The organism is Stenotrophomonas sp. TWI602 (genome assembly GCF_039674045.1).
Taxonomy (GTDB): Bacteria; Pseudomonadota; Gammaproteobacteria; order Xanthomonadales; family Xanthomonadaceae; genus Stenotrophomonas.
Window position 1 is genome coordinate 91,169 of the sequence record NZ_JBDJMT010000011.1, and the last position, 25,248, is coordinate 116,416.

Annotated in this window: 26 protein-coding genes and 1 tRNA gene; 3 read left to right on the forward strand and 24 right to left on the reverse strand. The window is 66.3% G+C overall.

Annotated features, from left to right (window positions below; all coding sequences use genetic code 11):
- Positions 1-5 precede the first annotated feature (5 nt).
- The 15 genes from nuoK to ABE483_RS12210 all read right to left on the reverse strand — a co-directional run bounded on the left by nuoK (position 6) and on the right by ABE483_RS12210 (position 12,647).
- Entirely contained in the window at positions 6-311 is a 306-nt protein-coding gene (gene nuoK / locus ABE483_RS12140; protein WP_019182685.1) for an NADH-quinone oxidoreductase subunit NuoK, read from the reverse strand.
- Positions 308-964, reverse strand: coding sequence for an NADH-quinone oxidoreductase subunit J (locus ABE483_RS12145; RefSeq protein ID WP_121041162.1), 657 nt, complete (start codon positions 962-964; stop codon positions 308-310). The genes nuoK and ABE483_RS12145 overlap by 4 nt, the downstream gene beginning before the upstream one ends.
- Before the next feature lie 9 nt (positions 965-973).
- The gene (gene nuoI / locus ABE483_RS12150) at positions 974-1,462 is read right to left on the reverse strand and encodes an NADH-quinone oxidoreductase subunit NuoI (protein WP_121038409.1); all 489 of its coding nucleotides are present in this window, start codon (positions 1,460-1,462) and stop codon (positions 974-976) included.
- Positions 1,463-1,465: 3 nt separating this feature from the next.
- Positions 1,466-2,557, reverse strand: a complete 1,092-nt coding sequence (gene nuoH / locus ABE483_RS12155; protein ID WP_313208965.1) for an NADH-quinone oxidoreductase subunit NuoH — start codon at positions 2,555-2,557, stop codon at positions 1,466-1,468.
- Complete coding sequence (nuoG, locus tag ABE483_RS12160; protein WP_346481765.1) at positions 2,554-4,788, reverse strand: NADH-quinone oxidoreductase subunit NuoG; 2,235 nt, start codon at positions 4,786-4,788, stop codon at positions 2,554-2,556. Before nuoG ends, nuoH begins: the two co-directional genes overlap by 4 nt.
- Positions 4,785-6,125, reverse strand: a complete 1,341-nt coding sequence (nuoF, locus tag ABE483_RS12165; RefSeq protein WP_346481766.1) for an NADH-quinone oxidoreductase subunit NuoF — start codon at positions 6,123-6,125, stop codon at positions 4,785-4,787. The genes nuoG and nuoF overlap by 4 nt, the downstream gene beginning before the upstream one ends.
- A 3-nt stretch (positions 6,126-6,128) precedes the next feature.
- A complete protein-coding gene (nuoE, locus tag ABE483_RS12170; protein ID WP_121038421.1) occupies positions 6,129-6,656 on the reverse strand; it encodes an NADH-quinone oxidoreductase subunit NuoE in 528 nt (175 codons plus the stop codon).
- A gap of 94 nt (positions 6,657-6,750) precedes the next feature.
- Positions 6,751-8,058: an NADH-quinone oxidoreductase subunit D gene (locus ABE483_RS12175; protein ID WP_313208961.1), complete on the reverse strand. Its 1,308-nt coding sequence runs from the start codon at positions 8,056-8,058 to the stop codon at positions 6,751-6,753.
- Positions 8,055-8,807, reverse strand: coding sequence for an NADH-quinone oxidoreductase subunit C (locus tag ABE483_RS12180; protein ID WP_313208960.1), 753 nt, complete (start codon positions 8,805-8,807; stop codon positions 8,055-8,057). Before ABE483_RS12180 ends, ABE483_RS12175 begins: the two co-directional genes overlap by 4 nt.
- A 32-nt stretch (positions 8,808-8,839) precedes the next feature.
- Entirely contained in the window at positions 8,840-9,394 is a 555-nt protein-coding gene (locus tag ABE483_RS12185; protein WP_019182677.1) for an NADH-quinone oxidoreductase subunit B, read from the reverse strand.
- Positions 9,385-9,741 carry an NADH-quinone oxidoreductase subunit A gene (locus ABE483_RS12190; RefSeq protein ID WP_026069699.1) on the reverse strand — a complete coding sequence of 119 codons (357 nt, stop codon included), beginning with the start codon at positions 9,739-9,741 and terminating at the stop codon, positions 9,385-9,387. Before ABE483_RS12190 ends, ABE483_RS12185 begins: the two co-directional genes overlap by 10 nt.
- 112 nt (positions 9,742-9,853) lie before the next feature.
- A tRNA-Leu gene (locus ABE483_RS12195) sits at positions 9,854-9,938 on the reverse strand.
- A 49-nt stretch (positions 9,939-9,987) separates the two neighbouring features.
- Positions 9,988-10,428, reverse strand: coding sequence for a preprotein translocase subunit SecG (gene secG, locus ABE483_RS12200; RefSeq protein WP_346481772.1), 441 nt, complete (start codon positions 10,426-10,428; stop codon positions 9,988-9,990).
- A 55-nt stretch (positions 10,429-10,483) separates the two neighbouring features.
- Entirely contained in the window at positions 10,484-11,239 is a 756-nt protein-coding gene (gene tpiA, locus ABE483_RS12205; RefSeq protein ID WP_121038430.1) for a triose-phosphate isomerase, read from the reverse strand.
- A 472-nt stretch (positions 11,240-11,711) separates the two neighbouring features.
- The gene (locus tag ABE483_RS12210; protein ID WP_313208958.1) at positions 11,712-12,647 is read right to left on the reverse strand and encodes a 2-oxoglutarate and iron-dependent oxygenase domain-containing protein; all 936 of its coding nucleotides are present in this window, start codon (positions 12,645-12,647) and stop codon (positions 11,712-11,714) included.
- Between the two features lie 397 nt (positions 12,648-13,044).
- Between ABE483_RS12210 and ABE483_RS12215 the strand changes: the two genes are divergently transcribed.
- Positions 13,045-14,196 carry a glycosyltransferase family 4 protein gene (locus ABE483_RS12215; protein WP_346481767.1) on the forward strand — a complete coding sequence of 384 codons (1,152 nt, stop codon included), beginning with the start codon at positions 13,045-13,047 and terminating at the stop codon, positions 14,194-14,196.
- A complete protein-coding gene (locus ABE483_RS12220; protein ID WP_313218983.1) occupies positions 14,183-15,037 on the forward strand; it encodes a polysaccharide deacetylase family protein in 855 nt (284 codons plus the stop codon). Before ABE483_RS12215 ends, ABE483_RS12220 begins: the two co-directional genes overlap by 14 nt.
- Before the next feature lie 72 nt (positions 15,038-15,109).
- Here the strand turns inward: ABE483_RS12220 and glmM are convergent, their stop codons facing one another.
- The 5 genes from glmM to trpB all read right to left on the reverse strand — a co-directional run bounded on the left by glmM (position 15,110) and on the right by trpB (position 20,220).
- Positions 15,110-16,462 carry a phosphoglucosamine mutase gene (glmM, locus tag ABE483_RS12225; protein WP_088433292.1) on the reverse strand — a complete coding sequence of 451 codons (1,353 nt, stop codon included), beginning with the start codon at positions 16,460-16,462 and terminating at the stop codon, positions 15,110-15,112.
- Entirely contained in the window at positions 16,462-17,346 is an 885-nt protein-coding gene (gene accD, locus ABE483_RS12230; protein ID WP_070470925.1) for an acetyl-CoA carboxylase, carboxyltransferase subunit beta, read from the reverse strand. The genes glmM and accD overlap by 1 nt, the downstream gene beginning before the upstream one ends.
- Positions 17,347-17,484: 138 nt before the next feature.
- A complete protein-coding gene (gene trpA / locus ABE483_RS12235) occupies positions 17,485-18,291 on the reverse strand; it encodes a tryptophan synthase subunit alpha (protein WP_346481773.1) in 807 nt (268 codons plus the stop codon).
- Positions 18,292-18,298: 7 nt separating this feature from the next.
- Entirely contained in the window at positions 18,299-18,997 is a 699-nt protein-coding gene (locus ABE483_RS12240; protein WP_313208955.1) for a hypothetical protein, read from the reverse strand.
- Complete coding sequence (gene trpB, locus ABE483_RS12245; RefSeq protein WP_313208954.1) at positions 18,994-20,220, reverse strand: tryptophan synthase subunit beta; 1,227 nt, start codon at positions 20,218-20,220, stop codon at positions 18,994-18,996. Before trpB ends, ABE483_RS12240 begins: the two co-directional genes overlap by 4 nt.
- A gap of 95 nt (positions 20,221-20,315) precedes the next feature.
- Here trpB and ABE483_RS12250 point away from each other — a divergent pair, with 95 nt between their 5' ends.
- Positions 20,316-21,206, forward strand: coding sequence for a LysR family transcriptional regulator (locus tag ABE483_RS12250; protein ID WP_346481768.1), 891 nt, complete (start codon positions 20,316-20,318; stop codon positions 21,204-21,206).
- A 45-nt stretch (positions 21,207-21,251) separates the two neighbouring features.
- On the opposite strand, the gene ABE483_RS12255 is transcribed toward ABE483_RS12250, so the two are convergent.
- The 4 genes from ABE483_RS12255 to ABE483_RS12270 are packed head-to-tail and all read right to left on the reverse strand — an operon-like array spanning position 21,252 to position 25,151.
- Positions 21,252-21,908 (reverse strand): phosphoribosylanthranilate isomerase, encoded by a 657-nt coding sequence (locus ABE483_RS12255; protein ID WP_088433287.1) that lies wholly within the window; start codon positions 21,906-21,908, stop codon positions 21,252-21,254.
- Positions 21,905-22,678, reverse strand: a complete 774-nt coding sequence (gene truA, locus ABE483_RS12260) for a tRNA pseudouridine(38-40) synthase TruA (RefSeq protein WP_346481769.1) — start codon at positions 22,676-22,678, stop codon at positions 21,905-21,907. Before truA ends, ABE483_RS12255 begins: the two co-directional genes overlap by 4 nt.
- Positions 22,679-22,725: 47 nt before the next feature.
- Positions 22,726-23,109 carry a VOC family protein gene (locus ABE483_RS12265; protein WP_313208951.1) on the reverse strand — a complete coding sequence of 128 codons (384 nt, stop codon included), beginning with the start codon at positions 23,107-23,109 and terminating at the stop codon, positions 22,726-22,728.
- Positions 23,106-25,151, reverse strand: a complete 2,046-nt coding sequence (locus tag ABE483_RS12270; protein ID WP_346481770.1) for a FimV/HubP family polar landmark protein — start codon at positions 25,149-25,151, stop codon at positions 23,106-23,108. Before ABE483_RS12270 ends, ABE483_RS12265 begins: the two co-directional genes overlap by 4 nt.
- Between the last annotated feature and the right edge of the window lie 97 nt (positions 25,152-25,248).

Here is a 25,248-nt window from a genome sequence, read left to right on the forward strand (position 1 = left end):
ACGGATCAGCCCTTCAGCGAATCGACTTCGCCGACATTGATGGTGCGGCGAGTACGGAACAGGGTTACCAGGATCGCGAGGCCGATGGCGGCCTCGGCCGCGGCCACGGTCAGGATGAAGAAGACGAACAGCTGTCCGGCCGTATCACCCATCTCACGCGAGAACCCGACGAAATTGATGTTGACCGACAGCAGCATCAACTCGATGGACATCAACAGCACGATGATGTTCTTGCGGTTGAGGAAGATGCCGGCAAGGCTGATGCAGAACAGCACCGCACCCAGCGCCAGAATATGGCCAAGCGTGATCATGGCTGCGCCTCCTCGTTGCTGGACGGCTTGATGTTGGTGTGCACGACCGGCTTCTCCACATCCATCTTGACGATGCGCAGGCGATCGCTGCCCTTGACCATGGTCTGCTCGGACGGGTTCTGTGTCTTCAGGCCGGTGCGGCGACGCAGGGTCAGCATCACGGCGGCAACCACGGCCACGGTCAGGATGACGGCGGCGAACTCGAACGGCAGCAGGTACTCGGTGAACAGGCTGCGGGCCAGCCAGGTGATGTTGGAGGTGTCGGCGGCCAGCGCGGCAGCGTTGTCGGCCGGGAACGGATTGACCGCCCTGCCCTTCACGCCGATCAGCACCAGCATCTGCACCAGCATCGTCACCGCCACCACCAGGCCGAGCGGCAGGTAACGCACCCAGCCCTCACGCAGGTTGGAGGGATCGATGTCCAGCATCATCACCACGAACAGGAACAGCACCATCACCGCGCCGACGTAGACCAGCACCAGCGCGACACCGAGGAACTCGGCCCCGACCAGGATCCAGATGCAGGCCACGGAGAAGAAGGTCAGGATCAGGCACAACACGGCGTAGACCGGATTGCGCACGCTGATCACCGCCGCAGCGGAAATGCCCGCCACGATGGAGAAGACCCAGAAACTGATATTTACCCAATCCATCATTCGACCTCAGCGGAAAGCGGCATCGGCGGCGCGACGCTCGGCGATCTCGGCTTCAAGCCGATCACCGATGGCCAGCAGCTGCGGCTTGGTAACGATGTTCTCGCCACGGTTCTCGAAGTGGTACTCGAGAATGTGGGTCTCGACGATCGAGTCCACCGGGCAGCTTTCTTCACAGAAGCCGCAGAAGATGCACTTGAACAGATCGATGTCGTAACGGGTGGTACGGCGGGTGCCGTCCTCGCGCTTGGCCGAATCGATGGTGATCGCCAGCGCCGGGCACACCGCTTCGCACAATTTGCATGCGATGCAGCGTTCCTCACCGTTGGGGTAGCGGCGAAGTGCATGCAGACCGCGGAAACGCGGCGACTGCGGGAACTTCTCCATCGGGTACATCATCGTGTACTTCGGCTTGAAGGCGTACTTCAGGGTCAGCCACAGACCACCGAGCAGCTCAAGGAGCAGCAGGCTTTTGAAGTAATGAGTAATTCGGTTCATCGCTTAGACGCCCTTCTGGATCACGCCGTAAAACACCATCAACGCCGTCACTGCAATCCAGAAGATGGTGAGCGGGATGAAGACCTTCCAGCCCAGACGCATGATCTGGTCGTAACGGAAGCGCGGGAAGCTGGCACGGAACCAGATGTAGGAGCTGGCGAAGAAGAAGACCTTCAGCAGCAGCCACGGCCAGCCGCCCTTCCAGATCCAGTCGATCCACGGCGAGATGTCTGCCGTGATCCAACCCTGGAGCGGGCTCAGCCAACCACCGAGGAAGAAGATCGAGATCAGGAAGCTGATCAGGATCATGTTGGCGTATTCGGCCAGGAAGAACAGCGCGAAGGCACCACCGGAGTATTCGACCATGTGGCCGGCCACGATTTCCGATTCACCTTCCACCACGTCGAACGGCGCGCGGTTGGTTTCGGCGACGCCGGACACCCAGTACACGATGAACAACGGGAACAGCGGCAGCAGGAACCAGTCGAACAGACCGGAGTTGCCCGCCTGCGCCATCACGATGTTGCTCAGGTTGAGGCTGCCCGAGGCGATCATCACGCCGACCAGGGCAAAACCCATCGCGATTTCGTAGCTGATCATCTGCGCCGAGGCGCGCATGGCACCCAGGAACGCGTACTTCGAGTTGGAGGCCCAACCTGCCAGGATGATGCCGTACACGCCCAGCGAGGTCATCGCCAGCAGATACAGCAGGCCGGCGTTGGCGTTGGACAGCACGATCTTGGCGTCGAAGGGAATCACCGACCAGGCCGCGAAGGCCGGGCCCAGCGTGATCAGCGGCGCAAGGATGAACATCGCCTTGTGCGAGCTGCTCGGCTGGATGATTTCCTTGAACAGCAGTTTGAAGACGTCGGCGAAGGCCTGGAAGATGCCCATGCCGACATACATCGGGCCATGACGCACGTGCATCCAGCCGATCAGCTTGCGCTCCCAGACCACGTAGAAGGCCACCGAGATGATCACCGGCATGGCGATCACCAGGATCTTCAGGATGATCCAGAGCAGCGCGCCGATGTCGCCCAGTGACAGCAGCCACTGGTGCAGCGGGTCGACCGCGTTCAACAGCAATTCGTTCATGCAGCCACCACCGTTACGCGTGCGGCACCCAGCGGTGCGGTTGCACCGTGGCCCGATTCAATCCAGACCGACCCCGCGGCGACGCGGGCGTCGACCACCACCGGCAGGGTGGCGCGACCGGCATCGGTGCCGACCTTGGCCATCTGCCCTTCGGCCAACTGCAGGCGGGCGGCATCGGCGGTGTTGAGCACGATGCGCGGCGCGGTGTTGAGCGGATGCGACTGCAGTGCCTGGGCGCGACGGACCACCGCATCGGTGCGGTAGATCGCGGCGGTCGAGGTCACTTCCAGGCCCTCACCTGCCACCGGCGTTGCCGCCGAGGACGAGACGGTGACGCTGACCGGTGCCAGGCTGGCGCGCAGGCCGGCCAGATCGGTGAACTCGAAACCGGCCAGCGACAGTTCGCCGCCCAGTGCACGCAGCACACGCCAGCCTTCACGCGCCTCACCCGGCAGCTTGCCGCCGGCACGGGCCGACTGCTCGCGACCATCAAGGTTGGTCAGGGTGGCATCCACTTCCGGCAGCGCGCCGATCGGCAGGATCACGTCGGCGACGTCGCGGGTGGAGGCACAGGCGAACTGGCTGAAAGCCACCACCTGGGCACCGGCCAGTGCCTTGCGGGCAGCGGCGGCGTCGGCGAAGTCCAGGCCCGGCTCGATGCCGTAGATGGCATAGGCCTTGCGCGGCTGGGCCAGCATGGCGTTGACGTCCTTGCCGGCCGGCAGCACGCCGGCGCGGGTCAGACCCACGGCATTGGCGCCCTGCGGGATACGGCACAGCTTGGCACCGGTGGCAGCGGCGAAATCACGCGCAGCGGCGCGGATCGCGGCAGCCTGCGGGTGGTTTTCGGCGATCCCACCGACGATCAGCACGGCGTTGCTTGCGCCCTTGACGGCGTCACGCAGCTCGGCGTTGCCCAGTGCGTCGATGAAGGCCGACGGGGCGACGATCTGCTTGCTGGCCAGCTTGAACGCGAAATCGAAGTCCACCGGATTGACGGCGTGGATCTTCGCATTGCGCGTGGTCTGCGCCTTGCGCAGGCGGGCATGCAGCAGCGGCAGCTCGTGGCGGATGTTGCTGCCCAGCACGACGATGCTGTCCGCGCCTTCGATCTCGGCCAGCGGCAGGCCGAACACTTCGGCGGTGGCGGCGTCGGAGAAGTCGCGGTTGTTGATGCGGTGGTCGATGTTGGTGGTGCCCAGACCGGCAGCGAGACGGGCCAGCAGTGCGCCCTCCTCGTTCGAGGCCGACGGGTGCACCAGCACGCCGAGGTCATCGCCCTGATGGGCGGCGAAGATTTCCTTGGCAGCGGCCAGGCCTTCAGCCCAGCTCACTTCCTTCCACTCGCCATTGAGCTTGCGCAGCGGCTTGACCGCACGGTCATCGCTGTACAAGCCCTGGTGCGAATAGCGGTCGCGATCGGACAGCCAGCATTCGTTGACCGACTCGTTGTCGCGCGGCACGGCGCGCAGCACTTCGCCGCGGCGCACGTGCAGGAACAGGTTCGAGCCCATCGCGTCGTGGTAACCCAGCGACTCGCGCGCGGTCAGTTCCCACGGACGGGCGCGGAACTGGAACACCTTGTTGGTCAGCGCGCCGACCGGGCAGACGTCGACGACGTTGCCGGACAGCTCGGTGGTCAACGGCTTGCCGTCGTAGGTGCCGATCTGCAGGTTCTCACCGCGGTACATGCCACCCAGCTCGTAGGTACCGGCAACGTCGGCGGTGAAGCGGACGCAGCGGGTGCACTGGATGCAGCGGGTCATTTCGGTGGCGACCAGCGGACCGATGTCCTCGTCGGGCACCACGCGCTTGCGCTCGTTGAAGCGGCTGACCGAACGGCCATAGCCCAGCGACACGTCCTGCAACTCGCACTCGCCGCCCTGATCGCAGATCGGGCAGTCCAGCGGATGGTTGATCAGCAGGAATTCCATCACCGAGCGCTGGAACTTCAGCGCCTTTTCACTGCGGGTGGCGACCTTCATGCCATCCATGACGGGCGTGGCGCAGGCCGGTGCCGGCTTGGGCGACTTTTCCACGTCGACCAGGCACATGCGGCAGTTGGCGGCGATCGGCAGCTTCTCGTGGTAGCAGAAGCGCGGGATCGGAATGCCCGCCTTGTCGGCGGCCTGGATGATCATCGAGCCCTTGGGCACGACCAGGGACTGGCCGTCGATTTCGACGGTCACATGATCCGGTGGCACGCTCGGGTTTACGGGTTGCGCGCTCATGCGGCGGCTGCCTCCACCTTCTTGCCGTCAACCATCGAATGACCGTTGACGATGTAGTACTCGAATTCGTCCCAGAACTGGCGCAGGAAGCCCTGGATGGGCCATGCCGCCGCTTCACCGAACGCGCAGATGGTGTGGCCTTCAATCTGGCCGGCCACCGTCCTCAACTGATGCAGGTCTTCCATCGTGGCCTTGCCGGCGACGATGCGCTCCAGCACACGGTGCATCCAGCCGGTGCCTTCACGGCACGGGGTGCACTGCCCACAGGATTCCTTGTGGAAGAACTGGCTGATGCGGCAGGCGAACTTGACGCAGCAGACGCTGTCATCGAGCACCACGATGGCGCCCGACCCCAGACCGGTGCCCAGGGCACGCAGGGTGTCGTAGTCCATCTGCAGGCCCTTGAGCTCTTCGGCCTTCAGCACCGGCATCGAGACGCCGCCCGGGACCGCGCCCTTGAGCGTGCGGCCCGGCTTCAGACCACCGGCCATTTCCAGCAGGTCGTCAAAGGTGGTGCCCAGCGGCACTTCGAAGTTGCCGCCCTTCTGCACGCAACCGGAGACCGAGAAGATCTTCGGACCGCCGTTCTTGGTCAGGCTCAGGCCTGCGAACCATTCCGGGCCGTTGCGGATGATCGCCGGCACCGAGGCATACGTCTCGGTGTTGTTGATCGTCGACGGCTTGCCGTACAGGCCGAAGTTGGCCGGGAACGGCGGCTTGTAGCGCGGCTGGCCCTTCTTGCCTTCCAGCGATTCCATCAGCGCGGTTTCTTCGCCGCAGATGTAGGCGCCAGCACCCAGCGCACCGTAGATGTCGATGTCCACGCCGCTGCCGAGGATGTCCTTGCCCAGCCAGCCGTTCGCGTATGCGTCGGCCAGGGCCTGTTCGAAGTTCTCGAACGGCTCGTGGTGGAACTCGCCACGCAGGTAGTTGTAGCCCACGGTCGAGCCGGTGGCGTAGCAGGCGATCGCCATGCCTTCCACGACCGAATGCGGGTTGTAACGCAGGATGTCGCGGTCCTTGCAGGTCCCCGGCTCGGATTCATCCGAGTTGCACAGGATGTACTTCTGCATGGTGCCCTTGGGCATGAAGGACCACTTCAGGCCGGTCGGGAAACCCGCGCCGCCACGGCCGCGCAGGTTGGACTGCTTGACCATCTCGATGACCTGCTCCGGCGAGATCTTCTCTTCGAGGATCTTGCGCAGGGCAGCGTAGCCACCGGTCTTGAGGTAGCTTTCATACGACCACGGGGTGTCGTAATGCAGGGTGGTGTAGACCACCTGGTGCGGCAACGGTGCGGGACCGACCGGACCACTGGGTGCGTGATGATGTGCCATGTCTTACTCCAACCCGTCCAGCAGCTCGTCGACTTTCTCGACGGTCAGGCGCTCGTGGTAATGGCCATTGATGACCATCATCGGCGCACCGGCGCAACCGGCCAGGCATTCTTCTTCGCGCTTGAGGTAGATGCGGCCGTCGGCGGTGGACTGTCCGGTCTTGCAGCCGAGCTTCTTCTCGGCGTGCGCGACCAGGTCTTCGGCACCGTTCAACCAGCAGCTGATGTTCGTGCAGAAGGCGACGTTGTGGCGGCCGACCTTCTCCAGTTCGAACATCGAGTAGAAGCTGGCGACCTCGTAGGCCCACACCGGCGGCAGATCCAGGTACTTGGCGACGCCGGCGATCAGCTCGTCGGTCAGCCAGCCTGCATTCTGTTCCTGTGCGGCGTGCAGGCCCTGCAGGACAGCCGAGCGCTTGCGATCCGGCGGGAACTTGGCCAGCCAGTGATCGATGTGCGCACGGGTCTTGTCATTCAAGACCACCATCGGGTCGACGTCACGCGCCGCCTCGAAATTACCTGTCGCCTTCATCGGCCGACCTCAGCGAATACGAAATCGTTAAAAACCAGAACCTGCAGCGCCGGCAGCAGCCGGCGGGTGTCAGGCGTCGTGCAAGCGGATGCGATCACCGGTCCACCTCGCCGAACACCAGATCGTAGGTGCCGATCATGGCCACCACGTCGGCGAGCATGTGCCCGCGCACGATCGAGTCGATCGAGGACAGATGGGCGAAGCCCGGCGCGCGCAGATGCACGCGGAACGGCTTGTTGGCACCATCGGACATCAGGTAGCAGCCGAACTCGCCCTTGGGCGCTTCGACGGCGGCGTAGGTTTCGCCGGCCGGGACGCAGTAGCCTTCACTGAACAGCTTGAAGTGATGGATCAGCGCTTCCATGTCGTCCTTCATGTCTTCGCGGCTGGGCGGCGCGACCTTGAAGTTCTTGACCATGACCGGACCCGGGTTGGCCTTCAGCCAGGTCACGCACTGCTTGATGATGCGGTTGGATTCGCGCATCTCGGCCACGCGGCACAGGTAACGGTCGTAGCAGTCACCTTCCTTGCCGAGCGGGATGTCGAACTCGACCGCGTCGTACTTGGCATACGGCTGCTTCTTGCGCAGATCCCAGGCGATGCCCGAGCCGCGCAGCATCACGCCGGTCATGCCCCAGGCATGCGCCAGTTCCGGGGTGACCACGCCGATGCCGACCGTACGCTGCTTCCAGATACGGTTGTCGGTCAGCAGGGTTTCGTATTCGTCCACGCGCTTGGGGAACTCAACGGTGAAGTTCTCCAGGAAATCCAGCAGCGAACCTTCGCGCGAGGCGTTGAGGTTCTTCAGGGCCTTGCCCTTGTGCCAGCGCGATTCCTTGTACTTGGGCATGTGGTCCGGCAGGTCGCGGTAGACGCCGCCCGGACGGTAGTACGCCGCGTGCATGCGCGCGCCGGAGACCGCTTCATAGCAGTCCATCAGCTCTTCGCGTTCGCGGAAGGCGTACAGCATGACCGCCATCGCGCCCAGATCGAGCGCGTTGGACCCCAGCCACATCAGGTGATTCAGGATGCGGGTGATTTCGTCGAACATGGTGCGGATGTATTGCGCACGCTCCGGCGCCTCGATCCCCATCAGGGTCTCGATCGCGCGCACGTAGGCGTGCTCGTTGCACATCATCGACACGTAATCCAGGCGATCCATGTAGCCGATCGACTGGTTGAACGGCTTGGACTCGGCCAGCTTTTCGGTACCACGGTGCAGCAGGCCCACGTGGGGGTCGGCACGCATGATGGTTTCGCCGTCCATTTCCAGGATCAGGCGCAGCACACCGTGCGCGGCCGGATGCTGCGGGCCGAAGTTCATCGTGTAGTTGCGGATTTCCTGGCGCAGTTCGGCCGGGTTGCTCGCAAAGGCCTGGCTGGCCTGGGTGAATTCACTCACTTGCTTGCCTCCGACTGCGCGGATTCACCGGCAGCGGTCTGGAAACGGGCGTCGTCACGGATCACGCGCGGCACGCCGACACGCGGTTCGACCGAGGTCACCGGTTCATAGATGACGCGCTGTTTTTCTTCGTCGTAGCGCACTTCGACGTTGCCGATCAGCGGGAAATCCTTGCGGAACGGATGGCCGACGAAGCCGTAGTCGGTCAGGATCCGGCGCAGGTCCGGGTGACCTTCGAAGATCACGCCGAACAGATCGAACGCTTCACGTTCGAACCAGTTCAGGCCCGGCCAGATATTGGTCAGCGAGGCGACCACCGGCAGCTCCTCGTTCGGCGCAAAGCAACGGATGCGCATCGTGAGGTTGTGCTGGTAGGAACGCAGCTGGGTAACCACGGCGAAACGCTGCAGCGGGATCGGCTGCGGCTGGGCGCCATCGCTGGTTTCGCGGGTGGGGAATTCACCCCAGGCGAAACGACCGACGGACTTGCCCTCTACGCCACGGCTGAAGCCCTGGGACGACACATCGGCCGTATCCCATTCGTCGCTGCCATAGCCGAGGTAGTCCAGGCCGCACAGGTCAACCGCCTGCTCGAAACCGAATTCGTCGCGCAGCGCCAGAGCGGTGGCATGCCAGTCAGCGGCGGGCACTTCCAGCGTCACTTCGCCGCGGGGTTCGACCACGAAGACCTGCGCACCTGCGAAACGTGCGGAAAGTCGGTCGATGAAGGAATGTGCTTGCTCTGCCATGGGGGCTTGGCGTGCTCTTGTCAGGAGGGATGTCAGCGGGCGATGGTCTGCGTACGCCAGATCTTCTTCTGCAACTGCAGGATCCCGTACACCAGCGCTTCGGCGGTAGGTGGGCAGCCGGGGACATAGATGTCCACCGGCACCACGCGGTCACAGCCACGCACTACTGCATAGGAGTAGTGGTAATAGCCGCCACCGTTGGCGCAGCTGCCCATCGAGATGACCCACTTCGGGTCCGGCATCTGGTCATAGACCTTGCGCAGGGCCGGAGCCATCTTGTTGACCAGGGTGCCGGCCACGATCATCACGTCGGACTGACGCGGCGACGGGCGGAACACCACGCCGTAACGGTCAAGATCCAGACGCGCCGCACCGGCGTGCATCATTTCCACTGCGCAGCAGGCCAGACCAAAGGTCATCGGCCACATCGAACCGGTACGCGCCCAATTCAACAGCGCATCGACGCTGGTGGTCACGTAACCCTTTTCGAGCAGGGGGTTGTCGCCTTCGGGGCGCAGGATGTCATCGACCCGCCCTTCCGGGACCGGGTTGTTCATCAGGCCGTCGAGCGTCTGAATTACTCCCATTCCAGCGCTCCCTTCTTCCAGACGTAAATGAAACCGAGGAAAAGCATGCCTACGAAGAGGCCCATCGTGACCAGCGAACGTGCGCCCAGTTCCATGAAGACCTGGGTCCACGGCACGATGAAGATGATTTCCAGATCAAATACGATGAACTGAATCGCGATCAGGTAGTAGCGCACATCGAACTTCATGCGCGCGTCCTCGAAAGCCTCGAAGCCGCATTCGTACGGCGAGAGCTTTTTAAGATCAGGACGTCGGGGACCGAGGAATCGGCCAACCAGCATCAGCGCAACGCCGATACCGGTGGCAACGATCAGAAACAGCAGAGACGGCAAATATTCGGCCAGCACAGCGATTCTCTCTTGCCTCTGCCGCTGCGCCTGCAGGCGCTTTGGCATGGGGGAGTGGACGGATACCGCTACCTGGCGCTTTGCGCGCCAGACGAACCCGCTTACAAACAAATGGTGCCCAAGAGGGGACTCGAACCCCTACGACTCTCGTCGCTACCACCTCAAGGTAGTGCGTCTACCAATTCCGCCACCTGGGCTTACGATCGCACCGGTTGTTCTCCAGTGCGCCGCATATTATAACCGTCTTCAGCGAGTCTGGGTGCCTTCCGAAGGCTTTTCTTCACCAGATTTCGGCGTTTCCGCCTGAGCCGGCACAGTGGCCGACGGAACAGGCTGCTGCGACGGGGTTTCCGGGGCCTTCGGCACGGCCGGAAGCTCGCCTGCCGGGGCGGCCGGCGCAGTTGCGGCTGGCGCCGACATCAGACCCAGATCCTGCTGCGCCGCCGGGCGCGAGCCATGGCTGGCATACCAGGCCATGAAGAGGCTGATGCCGAAGAACACCACGGCCAGCCACTTGGTCGACTTGGACAGGAAGTTGGACGCGCCACGCGCGCCGAACACAGTGCCCGAGGCGCCGGCACCGAAACCCGACCCTGCGGCCGCGCCGGAACCACGCTGCATCAGGATGAGCGCGATCATGGCCACTGCGACCAGCACGTAGACCACATTGAGGATCAACATCAGCATTTCGAATCCGTCCTCGGACATGTCGTGCCGGCGGTTGAGCCGACAACGTAACTAATTAGCGCCCCGCCGCCGCGGCAGCGATGGCAAGGAAGTCCGCGGCCACCAGGGAGGCGCCGCCCACCAGCCCACCATCGACATCGGGCTGTGCGAACAGTTCCGCGGCGTTGTCGGGCTTCACGCTGCCGCCATAGAGGATCGACAGTGAATCCGCAATTCTAGCATCGAGCTTGGCCACTTCGCCACGGATGAACGCGTGGACCTGCTGGGCCTGTTCCTTGGAGGCAGTCCGGCCGGTACCGATGGCCCAGACCGGCTCATAGGCGACCACGGCCTGGGCGAAGCCGGCGGCGCCGACCAGCTCCAGCACCGGGGCGAGCTGGGCGGCGATGACCGCCTCGGTCTGATGGGCCTCACGCTGCTCGAGGGTTTCGCCCACGCACAGGATGGGGGTCAGGCCGGCATGCAGGGCGGCGGCGAACTTGCGGGCGACCAGCTCACTGCTTTCGGCGTGGTACTGGCGGCGTTCGGAGTGGCCGACCAGGCCGTAACGGGCACCGACTTCGGCCAGCATGGTGGCCGAGACTTCGCCGGTGTAGGCGCCCTTTTCGTTGCTGCTGACATCCTGGGAGCCAAAGGCGACGGCGCGCCCTTCGAAGGCTTCGACCAGTTCGCCCAGGTACGGGAGCGGCGGCAGGACCACGACTTCGACGCCCTGCAGTGGGAGGTCGGCAACCAGGTCACTGACCAGGTCGGTGGCGAATTGGCGGCTGCCGTGCAGCTTCCAGTTACCGGCGACGATCTTGCGGCGCATGGCGGGGGCTCCTTTGGGTATCAGCCGGCCATGATAACGGATGCAACGAAATGGCGTTGGCGGGAAAACGCTTACATTTCAATTGGATATTTATTTTTTGTTGCGGCCCCAAGTCAAAAGCAAGGGCGACGGGGCCGGTGGACGTGCCCGGACTGGGCGGGCGTGGGTGGGACGGCTAAGACGCGGTGGGTCGGCGTTGAATCTGCCCTGCTCTCCGGCGAGGCAATCTGTCGGGGCGAGCGCTGCCAGGCCCAGCCGGGACCGTCGTGCGCCATGGAGGGCGCACGTCGAGCCCCCATGGACGGGTTTACGGCGCGTCCCGGCTGGGCATGGCAGCGCTCGCCCAACACGGGGCAGCAAATAGCCGAATGCAACCAGGGCAGCAATGTTTGGAGCCAGCCAGAGGCAGGCAATACACCGAATGAAGAAGGCCGCCTCGCGGCGGCCTTCTCTCTTGTTTCGGCAGGATCGCTTACTTCAGCTTGATCTCGCGCAGGCGCTCTTCCAGGAAGCCGTGGGCGGTGATCGGCTCCGGGTAGCGGCTCGGGTTTTCCGGGGTGATGCAGGTCGGCAGCACGTCGATCAGGAAATCCGGATTCGGGTGCAGGAAGAACGGCACCGAATAACGCGGCTGGCGCGCCTGCTCACCCGGGGGATTGACCACGCGGTGGATCGTCGAGGGATACACATGGTTGGTGAGGCGCTGCAGCATGTCGCCGATGTTGACCACGATGGTGTCCGCGTCCGAGGTGAACGGCACCCACTTGCCTTCGTGCGACTGGACTTCCAGGCCGGCCGCGCTGGCGCCGACCAGCAGCGTGATGAAGTTGATGTCGCCATGGGCACCGGCGCGCACGTTCGGGATGTTCTCGGCGGTGATCGGCGGGTAATGGATCGGACGCAGGATGGAGTTGCCGTTGTTGGTCTTGTCCGCGAAGAAATCCTCCGGCAAGCCAATGTGCAGCGCCAGGGCCGACAGGACGCGCGAACCCAGCTTGTCCAGGGCCTGGTAGATGCCGTAGCCACGCTCGCGGAAGCCCGGGACCTCGCTCGGCCACAGGTTCGGGGCCATCACGTCACGGTACGGGGAGTCGTCCGGGATCTCCCGACCGATGTGCCAGAACTCTTTCAGATCAAAGTGCTGCGAGCCCTTGGCGGTCTCCACGCCGAAGGCGGTGTAGCCGCGCGCGCCGCCGCTACCGGGCACGTGGTACTGGCGCTTGGTCTCTTCCGGCAGCGCAAAGAAGGCCTTGAAGACCTCATACGCCGCGTCGATATCGGCCTGCGGAATGCCGTGGTTGCGGATGCCAGCAAAGCCCCATTCGCGGTAGGCCGCACCCAGCTCGGCCACGAACGCGTCGCGGTCGGTGTCAAAACGGGTGATGTCGAGGGTGGGGATCTGGCTCACAGCGATTCCTGCTTGTTCATGGTGGTCGGTGGGCCAGCTGTGGCCCGGCTGAACATTGTGCCAGATCGGGCCAACCCCGCCACCGATACATTGATACAAACCGATACAATGCGCGCGCCCAGACGGCCAGAACGGGCCAACGGCGACGCTCACGCGCCGCCCCCTTTACTCCCAGCGTCGCCCGGTCCGCCTCATGGATGCCCTGCCCTCTTCCTCATCGCCAATGGCGTTGCGCTGGCTCGCGCGGGCAGGGCCCAGCCTGTGGCCGATGGACCCGCATGACCTTCCACCCACGGCACCGCACAGCGCATGGGATGCGCTGGTGCGATCCCGCAGGCAATGACGATGGCCGCCCGCGCAGGCCGCGGGCGCTTTTCCACACATGGACTGTCCACCGATGAACGTGCCACTGAAAATTCTCCATACCGAGGCTGCCAAGGGATTTGGCGGGCAGGAGATCTACATCTATCGCCACATGCTGGCCATGCGCGAGCGCGGCCATGACGTCTCCCTGCTCTGCCAGCCCGGCGCCCGCCTGGGCGAGATGGCGCGCGAAGCCGGCTTCACCGTCCACGCGCTGAAAATGGGCGGTCTGCTGCGCATGCTGCGGGGGATCTGGTCAGTCTCGCGCCTGGTGCGCCGCCAAGGCTACGACGTGGTCAACACCACCAGCCGCCGCGACAGTCTGATCGCCGCTGCCGGTGCACGCCTGGGCGGCACGCCCCTGGTGGTGCGCTCGCGCCACCTGATGAGCCCGATCAACTCGCTGCTGACCTACACCGGCCTGCCCCATCGGGTGATGACGGTGAGCAGTTTCGTGAAGAAGCTGATGGTCAGCCGCGGCATCGAGGACGCGCACGTCGGCATCGTCCCGCCGATCGCGGTACCGCCGCAGTGGTCGCAGATCGCCAAGCGCGATCCCTGGCAGTGCCTGCAGGACACCCGCGCGGACGTGCGCGCGGAGCTGGGCTTCAACGACGAACAGATCGTGGTCGGCTGCGTCGCGGTGCTGCGCGAACCCAAGGGCCACCTGGAGCTGCTGCAGGCCATGGCACCGCTGTGCCGCGCCGATGCGCGGGTGCAACTGGTGATCGTCGGCGACGGCCAGCCGATGATGGACCGCCTGATCGCCCTGCGCGAGCAGCTCGGCATCGCCGCCCAGGTGCACTTGCTGGGCTACCGCCAGGGCGCTTGCCGGCTGATGACCGGTTTCGATATCTTCGCCCTCGCCACCCACAAGGAGGCAGCCGGCACGGTGTTTCTCGAAGCGGCGTACGTCGGCGTGCCGATCGTCGCCACGCGCGTGGGCGGTGTGCCGGAGATGGTGGTGGAAGGCAGTAACGCCCTGCTCGCGCCACTGGGCGACCAGACTGCGTTGACCAACGCACTGCGCACCCTGATCGAGCAGCCCGACCGCCGCCAGCAGATGGGCCTGGCGGGCTGGGAGTGGATGCGCAGCGCCCACCGTTTCACCCCGACCGGTCACACCGAAGCGACCGAACACTATTACCACCAGTGGTTGAAGGAACTGGGCCATGGCCAACGCTAGATCCGTCCCGGTGCTGATGCACCACCATGTCTCCCCCTCCCCGGGGATGATCACGGTGTCGCCGGAGAACTTCGAAAGCCAGATCGCCTGGCTGGCGGCCAACGGCTGGACCTCGCTGACGCTGGACCAGTACGCCGACTTCCTCGCCGGCAAGCCGACCCCCGCCAAATCGATCGTGATCACTTTCGATGACGGCTACCTGGACAACTGGGTGTACGCGCACCCGATCCTGGCCAAGTACGGGATGCACGCCGTGGTGTTCGTGGTCACCGGCTGGATGGGCGAAGGCGATGTCCGCCCGCACGCCGGCCAGCCCGGCGCCACCGTGCCCGCAACGCCGGACCATCGCGGCTGCGAGGCGGCGATCCTGCGCGAGAACCGTCCGGACGAGGTGATGATGCGCTGGAGCGAAGCGCGCGCGATGATCGCCGCCGGCACGTTCGAGGTGCACTGCCACACCCACACGCACACGCGCTGGCTCAAGCAGGATATCTCCCGCGAGCACAAGCGGCAGGGCATCAGCGGCGACCTCTCGGTGGCACGCGAAGTACTGCAGCAGCAGTTGGGCGCGGTCTCGGACACGCTGTGCTGGCCGTACGGCGATTTCGACGAGGACTACGTGCAGATCGCACGGGCACAGGGCTTCAAGTACCTGCACACCACTCATCCGTTCGGCCGCAATGTGGTCGGCGGCGATCCGGGACACATCTACCGGTTCGCGATCCGCAACCGGCCGGCGAGCTGGCTGCGCAAGCGCATCGCCTACAGTTACCACCCGTTGATCGCCCCCCTGTTCAACCGCTTCAAGGCGAAGAAAAAGAAGATGGTGGCGGGGCCGTAACGCGCCACCGCGCTGCAACGAAAACGCCCCGGTCTCCCGGGGCGTTTTCAGTTTCCGGCATCACTGCACGGCTCAGGCCGCGGCAGCTGCCTTCACCGCTGCCGAGAGGCTGTCCAGCGTGGACTGCATCAGCTCGGCGCTGTCTGCCTCGACGGTGACGCGCACCACCGGCTCGGTGCCCGACGGGCGCAGGAACGCACGGCCGCGCCCCTTCACTGCCTGCTGCGCAGCCGCCAGCGCGGCTTGCACGCTCTCGGCCTGCACGGTGGCCTTGGCCGCGCCCTGCAGACGCACGTTGACGGTCTTCTGCGGCACCTTGTTGAGCACCGACAGCACCTGGCGCAGCGAGGTCCCGTCACGGCGCAGCACTTCCAGCACCTGCAGCGCGCTGACGATCGCATCACCGGTGGTGGCGCGATCCAGGCACAACAGGTGACCGGAGGCTTCGCCGCCGAGCACGCCGTTGTTTTCGACCAGGGCCTGATGCACGTAGCGGTCGCCGACGTTGCTGCGCTGGAACGGGATGTTCAGCCGTTCCAGTGCCTGCTCCAGGCCGAAGTTGGTCATCAGCGTACCGACCACCGGGCCATGCAGGCGACCGCTGCGCTGCCAGGCCTGGGCCAGCACGAACAGCAGGTCATCACCATCGACCGGGTTGCCCTGGTCGTCGGCCATCAGCACGCGGTCGCCATCACCGTCGAAGGCGATACCGAAATCGGCGCCGACCTCGCGCACTTTCGCCGCGAGATTGTCGATGTGCATCGAGCCGACGCCATCGTTGATGTTCAGACCGTTGGGCGCATCGCCGATGCTGACCACCTCCGCGCCCATCTCGCGGAACAGCAGCGGGGCGACGTGATACGTAGCGCCGTGCGCGCAGTCGAGCACGATCTTCAGCCCACGCAGATCGAACCCGCGCGGCACGCTGGCCTTGCAGAATTCGATGTAGCGACCGACCGCATCGCGCGCACGCATGGCCTTGCCCAGCCGCTCGGACTCCACCGTGGTGAACGGCGCATCGAGCGCGGCTTCCAGCGCCAGCTCGGTGGCGTCATCGAGCTTCTCGCCATCGGCGGAGAAGAACTTGATGCCGTTGTCGTAGTGCGGATTGTGCGAGGCGCTGATGACGATGCCCGCATCCGCACCGAGGGTGCGGGTGAGGAAGGCCACCGCCGGCGTCGGCATCGGGCCGAGCAGCTGCACATCGGCGCCGGCGGCGACCAGCCCGGCTTCCAGTGCGGCTTCGAACATGTAGCCGGAGATACGGGTGTCTTTGCCGATCACCACCACCGGGCGGTGCCCGTTGCGCTCGGTCAGCGCACGCCCGAGCGCATTGCCCAGGCGCAGTACGAAATCGGCGGAGATGACGCCCTCACCGACCTTGCCGCGGATGCCATCGGTGCCGAAATACTTGCGCGACGCCATCAGGCCGCCGCATCCGGTGCCGGTGCGGGCTGACGCGCCAGCATGGCCAGGAGCTCCGACAGGCGGTCGCGCATCTCGCGGCGGTCGCAGATCTGATCGATCGCACCGTGCTCGAGCAGGAACTCCGAGCGCTGGAACCCTTCCGGCAGCTTTTCGCGCACGGTCTGCTCGATCACGCGCGGGCCGGCGAAGCCGATCAGTGCCTGCGGCTCGGCGATGTTGATATCGCCCAGCATCGCGAACGAAGCCGACACGCCACCGGTGGTCGGATGGGTCAGCACCGAGATGTACGGCAGGCCGGCATCGCGCAGGCGACCCAGCGCGGCCGAGGTCTTGGCCATCTGCATCAGCGAGAACAGGCCTTCCTGCATGCGCGCGCCGCCACTGGCGGAGAAGCACACGTAGGGCGCGCCGATCTCCAGCGCCTTTTCCGCGGCCAGCGAGAAACGCTCACCGACCACCGAGCCCATCGAGCCGCCCATGAAGGCGAAATCGAAGGCCGAGGCAACCAGCGGGCGACCCTTCATCAGGCCCTGCATGGCGATCAGTGCGTCGTACTCGCCGGTGTTCTTCTGCGAGGCCTTGATGCGCTCGCTGTACTTCTTCTGGTCCTTGAACTTGAGCAGGTCCGTCGGCCCCAGGCGCGCACCGATCTCGGTGGTGCTGTCCGCATCGAACAGCGCGGCCAGGCGCGCACGCGCGCGGATGGCCATGTGGTGGCCACACTTGGGGCAGACTTCCAGGTTCTCTTCCAGCTCAGGACGGTAGAGCGCGCTGCCGCAGCTGCTGCACTTCTCCCACAGGCCCTCGGGGACGCTGCGCTTCTTGCTGGGGACGTTGTCGGTGCGGATGCCAGACGGCATCAACTTGCTGAGCCAACTCATGCGGGATGCTACTTCCGTTCAGGGCGGCCCGGGGGCCGCAAAGGCGGACAGTCTAGCTCACCGTTTCCATGCTCGGGCACCCCCCGGCGGTTGCCGGGGGGCTGACGCAAACCATTCTGGTACGTACGTTTACGTGCTTCAGGCAGCGTCGAGGGCGCGTCGCAGCGGCGTGAGGAATGCCTGCGCGGTTGCCGCCGCGGCCGTGGCGTCGGGCGCCACACCCAGCGCAGCCACCAGCGCACTGCCCACCACCACGCCATCGGCCTCCACGGCCATGGCGGCGGCACTGGCCGCATCCTTGATCCCGAAGCCGGCCACCACCGGCACGCTGGAGCGGCGGCGCAGGTCGCGCAGGCGGGCACTGGCGGCGCCGCTGTCCAGGCGCTCGGACGCACCCGTCACGCCGGCGAAGCTCACGTAATACAGGTAGCCCTGGGCCATCGCGGACAACGTATCCAGACGGGTATCGGCGGTCGTCGGCGACGCCAGCAGGATCAGTGCCAGGCCGGCCGCGGTGAAGATCTCGCGGGTTTCAGCCGCTTCTTCCGGCGGCAGATCGACCAGCAGGATGCCGTCCACGCCCGCGGCGATGGCGGACTGCGCGAAGCGGGCCGTGCCGTGGATCTCGATCGGGTTGAGATAGCCCATCAGCACCACCGGCGTAGTGGCATCGTCCCTGCGGAACGCGGCGACGGTCTCCAGCACATAGCGCAGCCCTGCCCCACGGGCCAGCGCACGCTCGGAGCTGCGCTGGATGGTCGGGCCGTCGGCCATCGGGTCGGAGAACGGTACCCCCAGCTCGATCACGTCCGCACCGGCGGCGGCCAGTGCATGCATCACCGGCACGGTGGCCTCCAGGCCCGGATCACCGGCGGTGATGAAGGGGATCAGCGCCTTGCGGCGCTCATCGCGCAGGCGGGCAAAACAGGCATCGATACGGTCCACGGACATCTCAGGCACATCCTTCAATCAGTTCAACGGCGCCACTGGCGCCCCAGTACAGCTTCGATATCACCCCGTCGAAGATCTCCAGCCGGATCGCCAGATCCGAACCGGGGTCCTGCCAGGTCAGGTACTCGCCCGTTTCCGGGTCATAGGCATGCGGTGCGCGGGTAGTGCCGGGCGGCAGGCGCTTGAGCGCGTCATCCAACGTCATGCCCAGCCGCAGCCCGAACGGCCCCGGCTGGGTGATGGCCTCGTAGGACTCCTCGATCGGGGCCAGCTCGAAGCGCTGCACGTGGTCATCCTCGACCATCATCGAGACGCCTTCGGGCAGGTTGCCACGTTCGTAGTACTCGCAGGCGCCGTTGGGCTCGCCTTCGCTCAGGCCGGCCGAATGCCACGGGCCATCGGCGGCGAGCTCGGTGAAGCGCTGCCCGATGAGCACATCGCCGGCATGATCCAGCGCGACCGAGACCACCGACGGCGCAGCGTCATCCACAACAGGCGCATCGACAGCCCTGGGCGCTTCCGGCGCGTCCTCGATGGGGCGGTTGGCAATGTCATCATCATTGCTCGCCAGCTGCCGCGCCGGCGCCACCGCGCCCACAGGCGCGGCAGGGGCCGGCAACACCGGCGGATCCGGCGGCGCGCAGCCGGTCAGGCCGACCACCATCAGCAGCGCACTTCCCTGGCGCAGCAGCGGATTCACAGAACGAGACCCTCGCGGGCAGCAATGGTATGTACGTCCTTGTCGCCACGGCCGGACAGGTTGCACAGCACCAGCTTGTCGCGCGGCAGCTCGCGCGCGATCTTGATCGCCTGGGCCACTGCATGACTGGATTCCAGCGCGGCCAGGATGCCTTCGCTGTGGGCCAACTGGTGGAATGCAGCCAGCGCTTCGTCATCGGTGATACCGACATACTCGGCGCGGCCGGCATCGGCCAGGAACGCGTGCTCCGGGCCGACGCCCGGATAATCCAGGCCGGCCGAGACCGAATGGGTCTCGGTGATCTGGCCGTCGTCGTCGCAGATCACATAGGTGCGGTTGCCGTGCAGCACGCCCGGGCGGCCGGCCGCGATGGAGGCAGCATGGCGACCGGTCTCGATGCCATCGCCGGCGGCTTCGGCACCGACGATGCGCACGTCGCGATCATTGAGGAAGGCATGGAACAGACCGATCGCATTGCTGCCACCGCCAACGCAGGCGGTGATCGCATCGGGCAGGCGGCCGTAGTCGGTCAGCATCTGCGCGCGCGCTTCGCGGCCGACGATGGCATTGAAGTCACGCACCATGCGCGGGTACGGGTCCGGGCCGGCCACGGTGCCGATGATGTAGAAGGTGTCGCGCACGTTGGTGACCCAGTCGCGCATCGCTTCGTTGAGCGCGTCCTTGAGCGTGGCCGAGCCGGAGGTCACCGGTACGACGGTCGCCCCGAGCAGCTTCATGCGGTAGACGTTGATCTTCTGCCGTTCGATGTCGGTGGCGCCCATGTAGACCACGCATTCCAGGCCCAGCCGGGCGGCCACGGTGGCACTGGCCACGCCGTGCTGGCCGGCGCCGGTCTCGGCGATGATGCGCGTCTTGCCCATCCGCGCGGCGAGCAGCGCCTGGCCGATGGTGTTGTTGATCTTGTGCGCGCCGGTGTGGTTCAGGTCCTCGCGCTTGAGCAGGATCTGCGCGCCGCCGACCTGCTGGCTGAGGCGCTCGGCGTGATAGATCGGGCTGGGACGGCCCACATAGTGGGTCAGATCCTTGTCGTAGGCGGCGATGAAGGCCGGATCGCGACGCGCTTGGTCATAGGCGGCCGCCAGCTCCTGCAACGGCCCGATCAGGGTCTCGGCGACGAAACTCCCGCCGTAGCGGCCGAAATGGCCGTTGGCATCGGGGTAGGCGTGGAAATCGACGATGGGGGAGATGGGGGAAGCAGACATAGCGCGACAGCCGGTGGAGACAGGCTGCCAATTTAACGCACCTGTCATGACAGGAATATCGATAATATCTGCCACAACCTGTCAGGAAAACTCACATGACCGACGGACCGTTGCCCCCGCTCAATGCCCTGCGCAGCTTTGAAGCGGCCGCCCGGCTGGGCGGGGTTGGCCGTGCGGCGGAGGCACTGCATGTCACCCATGGCGCGATCAGCCGCCAACTGCGCCTGCTGGAGGAGCACCTGGGTGTCGTGCTGTTCCAGCGCGAAGGGCGTGGGCTGCGCCTGACCCGCGCCGGCGAGGATCTGCAGGCCGCCTGCGAAGGCGCCTTCGACCAGATCCGCGAGGCGGTGGTGGCGCTCAAGCGCCAACAGCGGCCCGAAGCGTTGGTACTCGGCTGCAGCGGCAGCATCCTGGCGCGCTGGATGATTCCCCGCCTGCAGGCGCTGCAGAGCGCCCTGCCCCAGCTGCCGCTGCATTGGTCCGCGCAGGACGGGAGCTTCACCGCCGAACAGCAGGGCCTGGATGCGGTCCTGCTGCTCGCCCAGCCGCCGTGGCCGCGCGGCTGGCGGGTGCGGGAACTGGCGCCGGAGCGGGTGGGCGTGGTGGTCAGCCCGCAGCACCCGGCCGCGGCGCGGCTGGCGCATCAGCCGCCCTCCTCCTTGTTGGGCGAATCGCTGTTGCATACGACCTCACGCCCGCAGGCGTGGCCGGCCTGGGCCCTGTCGCATGGGCTGGCGCCGGCACAGCTGCAGCTGGGCAGCGGCTTCGAGCATCTGTATTACCTGCTGGAGGCGGCGGTTGCCGGACTGGGCGTGGCGATCGCGCCGGAGCCGCTCGTGGCCGATGAATTGGTCGCAGGTCGGTTGCTGGCACCGTGGGGATTCGGCGCGACCGGGGGGTTCTGGGTACTGGCCACGCCGGAGGGCGCGGCGGACCCACGGGTGGATGCGCTGGCCGGGTGGCTGCAGGAGCAGCTGGCGGGATGACGCCGCCACGACCAACGGTCGTGGCCTACACGTTGGGCGGGCGGATCAATCCGCCTCGTGGCAATCGGCGCGACGCACTTCTTCGACGAACTTGCGCATCTTGTAGCCGTCCTTGATGCCCGGTTCGGATTCGATGCCACTGGACACATCCACACCCCACGGCAGCGTGGCCACGATCGCGTCGAACACGTTGTCCGGGGTGATCCCGCCGGCCAGCAGGAACGGCCGGTGCAGGCCGGTGGGCAGGCGCGTCCAGTCGAAGGCGACGCCGGTGCCACCGCCGCCACCGGGGGCATGACTGTCGAACAGGAAGCCGGCCGCGCTGGGATAACGCAGTTGCAGCTGGCGGGCGTTGACCTCGTCCTTGCCCCCCATCGCCACGGCCTTCAGGTACGGCATGTTGAAGCTGCGGCAGAACGATTCGTCTTCGTCACCGTGGAACTGCAGCAGGGTCGGCCGCACGGTGCGCAGCACTTCGCGCACCTCTTCCTTGGTGTTGTCGCGGAACAGGGCCACCACGTCCACCATCGGTGCGATCGCCTGGCGCATCGCGCGCGCCTCGGCCGGGGCGACCCGGCGCTTGCTCTCGCGGGCGAAGATGAAACCGACGGCGTCCACGCCGAGCTCGCCGGCCAGGCGTACATCGCCGGCACGGGTCATGCCGCAGAACTTGATACGGGTGCGGTAGAAGGAGCGGCTCATAAGGTGACCTCGGCAGGCAGCTGCCAGTTGTCGGGGTACAGGGGACCAACGAAGACCAATCCCTGCGGCGGAGCGGTCGGGCCGGCCACGGTGCGGTCGCGCCCGGCCAGCAGTTGCCCCATCCACGCGACCGGCTGCTCACCACAACCGACCAGGATCAATGAACCGACGATATTGCGCACCATGTGATGAAGGAATGCATTGGCCTGAACGGCGACCTCCACCACCTCGCCCTGACGGGTCACCGAGAGCGATTGCATGTGCCGGCGCGCATGCAGGGCCTCGCACTGCACGCTGCGGAAGGCGCTGAAGTCGTTCTCGCCCAGCAGGGCCTGCCCGGCCGCATGCATCCGTTCGGCATCCAGCGGCCGGCGCTCCCAGCTCAGGGTCTGCCGGTACAGCGCCGGGCGGACCTGGCGGTTGAGCAGACGATAGCGGTAGCGGCGCGCGCGCGCGGCGAAACGTGCGTGGAACTCGTCGGCCACCGGTACGCACCAGCGCACAGCGATGGAGCGCGGCAGGCGGGTGGTGGTGCCCAGCATCCAGCTGCGCGGATCGCGCACGACCTCCGTATCGAAATGCACGACCTGGCATTCGCCGTGCACGCCGGCATCGGTGCGCCCGGCACACACCACCTGGATCGGCGCATTGGCCACCGAGGACAGCGCGACCTGCAGGCTGGCCTGCACGCTCGGGCAGCCACTCTCGCCCAACTGCTGCCAGCCCTTGAATTCGCTGCCGTCGTATTCCACGCCCAGTGCGTAGCGCATGGTGAACCTCTATGTTTTGGGGGGCCGGCGCAGGCGCCGGTATTGCATCAGACGGCGTCGCGCTCGGACCACACGGCCAGCTCGTTGCCGCCGGGCTCCAGGAACTGGAACCGGCTGCCGCCGGGGAAGGCGAACACCGGCTTGATGATCTGCCCGCCCTGGGCCAGCACGGCCTCGAGCATGGGCTGCAGATCATCGGCGTAGATCACCAGCAATGGCGCGCCCGCACCCGCCGCCGTCTGCGGCTCAGCGCGGAAGAAGCCGCCCTGGAAACGGCCATCGTCGAAGGCGGTGTAGTCCGGGCCGTAATCCACGAACGACCAGCCGAACACCTGCTCGAAGAAGTGGCGACTGGCTGCGGGATCGCGCGAGGCGAACTCGACATAGTCCAGGCGGCGCTCACGGGCGGCCAGCGGGCGGGCGTCGCTCATCCCAGTCGCGCCAGCAGTTCGCGCGCCTCGGCCTGGCTGTGCGGGTCGGCGCCGACGGCCACTTCGTGCAGCAGCGTCCGCGCGGTCTCGGCATCGCCGAGGTCCAGGTAGGCGATGGCCAGTTCCAGTCGATCACGACCGGGGCTGCCGATCGGCGCGACCGGCGCGTTGTCGGCGACCGGGTCTGCACCCTCGGTGGTGTCGTCATGGGTGGCCATCACCGGCGCAACGTCGGCACCGAGGGTGTGATCGTCTTCGTCTGCCGGACGTTCGGCCGTCGCTGTTTCATCGGGGAATTCGAACACGCCCCGGAACGAAGGCTGCGCGGCGGCTTCCAGCGCATGGGCCGGCGGCTCGATCAGCGGGGCCGGCGCGCGGAACAGCGCCTCATCCACGTTCACGTGCTGCGCATCGGCCTCGATACTGTACGCAGACGCCGCCGTCGCCTCGACCTCCGGCAACACGGGTGCCTCGTCGGTCGCGGTGTCGCTCCAGCGAGGATCATCGAGGGGATCACGCGGATCGGCGTCGTGCGCGGAAGGCGCGAGCGGGAAGACCGGCTCGCGGCGCAGCCCGGCGTAGACGTCGGCCTCTGCAACGGCCTCTTCGTCAGGCACGCGCTGCACGTCCTCCTGCTGCGCTGCCAGTTCGTCCACATCGTCGGCCGCGGGGACGGCAGCAGCCAATGCCATGCCATCGAGCCCATCGCGCGACAGCGGCGGCAGCGGCGACGGCTTGCGGCGGCGTACCAGCACCCATCCCCCGACTACCAGCAGCAGCACGACCAGGCCCAGCCAGTACCAGCCACCGCCGGCGCTGTCACGCGGGCCGGGTGCCTGCTCCAGGCCCTGTTGCGCAGCGGCCAGTTCGTTGTCCTTCAACGTGATCAGGGACTGCTGCTGGGCCTTGAGCTTCTCCAGCTCGGCCACGCGTTCGCGCAGTTCCTGGATCTCGGCATCGCGCGTGGCGACGTCTTCCTTGGCCTGTCGCAGTTGTTCGTTAGCCAGCATGTCGCCCTCGGTGCCGGCAGCGGTGCCGGTGGTTGTGCCTGCGGTGGTGCCGGCGGCGGCGACGGCCGGCGCGATTTCCAGGCGTGCGCCCTGGCCAGCAGCGGTCGGTGCGGCCGGTGCAGGAGACGGCACGGCGGCCACCCCGCTGTCGGCCGGCTGCGGGATCGCCGCGCGCGACTGCCGCCACTGCGCGGTGTGCTCGCGCACGATCGCCGCGGCCTGCTGGGCATCGATCCCGGCCAGGCCCTCGGCGCCCGGCGTACGCAGCACCGCGCCCTGCTTGAGCAGGTTCACGTTGCCACGGATGAAGGCCTCGGGATTGGCCCGCAGCAGCGCGATCATCGCCTGGTCGCGGTTGACGCCCTGCTCGCGCGCCAGCGAACCGGCGATCTGCGAGAGGGTCTGGCCACGCTGCACGGTGACGCTGCCATCGGCGGCGACGGGTGCGGCCGATGCTGCGCGTGGCGCGACCGGGCGCGGCGTGGTCGCCGGTTCCGTACGGCGCGGCGGCGTGGCGGCGACCGGCGCCGCCTGCGGTTCGGGCTCGCGGATGATGGCATTGGACATCGCGCCTGCCGGAGCCACGATCTCCGGCTCGGCCACGGCGGCGGCGCTGTTGGGCGCATCCACCAGGGCGGAGTATTCGCGGACCAGACGGCCCTGCCCCCAATCGGCTTCGATCAGGAAATTCAACGAGGGCGTCGCCACGGGCGCATGACTGCTGACGCGCACCACAGCGCGGCCCTGCGCATTGCGGGTCAACTCAAACTGCAGTTCGCTGACCAGTCCGGACGGCGGTTCCAGCCCGACCCGGGCGAAGGTCGCCGGCGAGGCCAGTGCAACGCGGAGGTTTTCCAGCTCGGACGGATCGGCGGAAATGACCGGGATTTCGGCCAGCAGGGGTTGGCCCGGTTTGGACAGCACCCGGATATCGCCCAGGCCCAGGGCCATGGCGGAACTGCTGGCCAGGGCCAGCAGCAGCGTCGACACATACTTGAGCGGACGCACTGCGCCCGGAGCCCGGTTCTTCATGGCGGCCAATATAACGGCTCCCCCCGTGATCGGCGATGTTTCAATGCGGGTGGGGGGGGGGGACCCCCAGGGACCCCCCCCCACCCGGTGGGGCGCA

What these genes read in the sequence shown, in the direction of transcription:
- nuoK (WP_019182685.1), bottom strand. Translation starts at nt 311, where the DNA reads ATGATCACGCTTGGCCATATTCTGGCGCTGGGTGCGGTGCTGTTCTGC.
- ABE483_RS12145 (WP_121041162.1), bottom strand. Translation starts at nt 964, where the DNA reads ATGGATTGGGTAAATATCAGTTTCTGGGTCTTCTCCATCGTGGCGGGC.
- nuoI (WP_121038409.1), bottom strand. Translation starts at nt 1,462, where the DNA reads ATGAACCGAATTACTCATTACTTCAAAAGCCTGCTGCTCCTTGAGCTG.
- nuoH (WP_313208965.1), bottom strand. Translation starts at nt 2,557, where the DNA reads ATGAACGAATTGCTGTTGAACGCGGTCGACCCGCTGCACCAGTGGCTG.
- nuoG (WP_346481765.1), bottom strand. Translation starts at nt 4,788, where the DNA reads ATGAGCGCGCAACCCGTAAACCCGAGCGTGCCACCGGATCATGTGACC.
- nuoF (WP_346481766.1), bottom strand. Translation starts at nt 6,125, where the DNA reads ATGGCACATCATCACGCACCCAGTGGTCCGGTCGGTCCCGCACCGTTG.
- nuoE (WP_121038421.1), bottom strand. Translation starts at nt 6,656, where the DNA reads ATGAAGGCGACAGGTAATTTCGAGGCGGCGCGTGACGTCGACCCGATG.
- ABE483_RS12180 (WP_313208960.1), bottom strand. Translation starts at nt 8,807, where the DNA reads ATGGCAGAGCAAGCACATTCCTTCATCGACCGACTTTCCGCACGTTTC.
- ABE483_RS12185 (WP_019182677.1), bottom strand. Translation starts at nt 9,394, where the DNA reads ATGGGAGTAATTCAGACGCTCGACGGCCTGATGAACAACCCGGTCCCG.
- secG (WP_346481772.1), bottom strand. Translation starts at nt 10,428, where the DNA reads ATGCTGATGTTGATCCTCAATGTGGTCTACGTGCTGGTCGCAGTGGCC.
- tpiA (WP_121038430.1), bottom strand. Translation starts at nt 11,239, where the DNA reads ATGCGCCGCAAGATCGTCGCCGGTAACTGGAAGCTGCACGGCAGCCGC.
- ABE483_RS12215 (WP_346481767.1), top strand. Translation starts at nt 13,045, where the DNA reads ATGAACGTGCCACTGAAAATTCTCCATACCGAGGCTGCCAAGGGATTT.
- ABE483_RS12220 (WP_313218983.1), top strand. Translation starts at nt 14,183, where the DNA reads ATGGCCAACGCTAGATCCGTCCCGGTGCTGATGCACCACCATGTCTCC.
- glmM (WP_088433292.1), bottom strand. Translation starts at nt 16,462, where the DNA reads ATGGCGTCGCGCAAGTATTTCGGCACCGATGGCATCCGCGGCAAGGTC.
- accD (WP_070470925.1), bottom strand. Translation starts at nt 17,346, where the DNA reads ATGAGTTGGCTCAGCAAGTTGATGCCGTCTGGCATCCGCACCGACAAC.
- trpB (WP_313208954.1), bottom strand. Translation starts at nt 20,220, where the DNA reads ATGTCTGCTTCCCCCATCTCCCCCATCGTCGATTTCCACGCCTACCCC.
- ABE483_RS12250 (WP_346481768.1), top strand. Translation starts at nt 20,316, where the DNA reads ATGACCGACGGACCGTTGCCCCCGCTCAATGCCCTGCGCAGCTTTGAA.
- ABE483_RS12255 (WP_088433287.1), bottom strand. Translation starts at nt 21,908, where the DNA reads ATGAGCCGCTCCTTCTACCGCACCCGTATCAAGTTCTGCGGCATGACC.
- truA (WP_346481769.1), bottom strand. Translation starts at nt 22,678, where the DNA reads ATGCGCTACGCACTGGGCGTGGAATACGACGGCAGCGAATTCAAGGGC.
- ABE483_RS12265 (WP_313208951.1), bottom strand. Translation starts at nt 23,109, where the DNA reads ATGAGCGACGCCCGCCCGCTGGCCGCCCGTGAGCGCCGCCTGGACTAT.
- ABE483_RS12270 (WP_346481770.1), bottom strand. Translation starts at nt 25,151, where the DNA reads ATGAAGAACCGGGCTCCGGGCGCAGTGCGTCCGCTCAAGTATGTGTCG.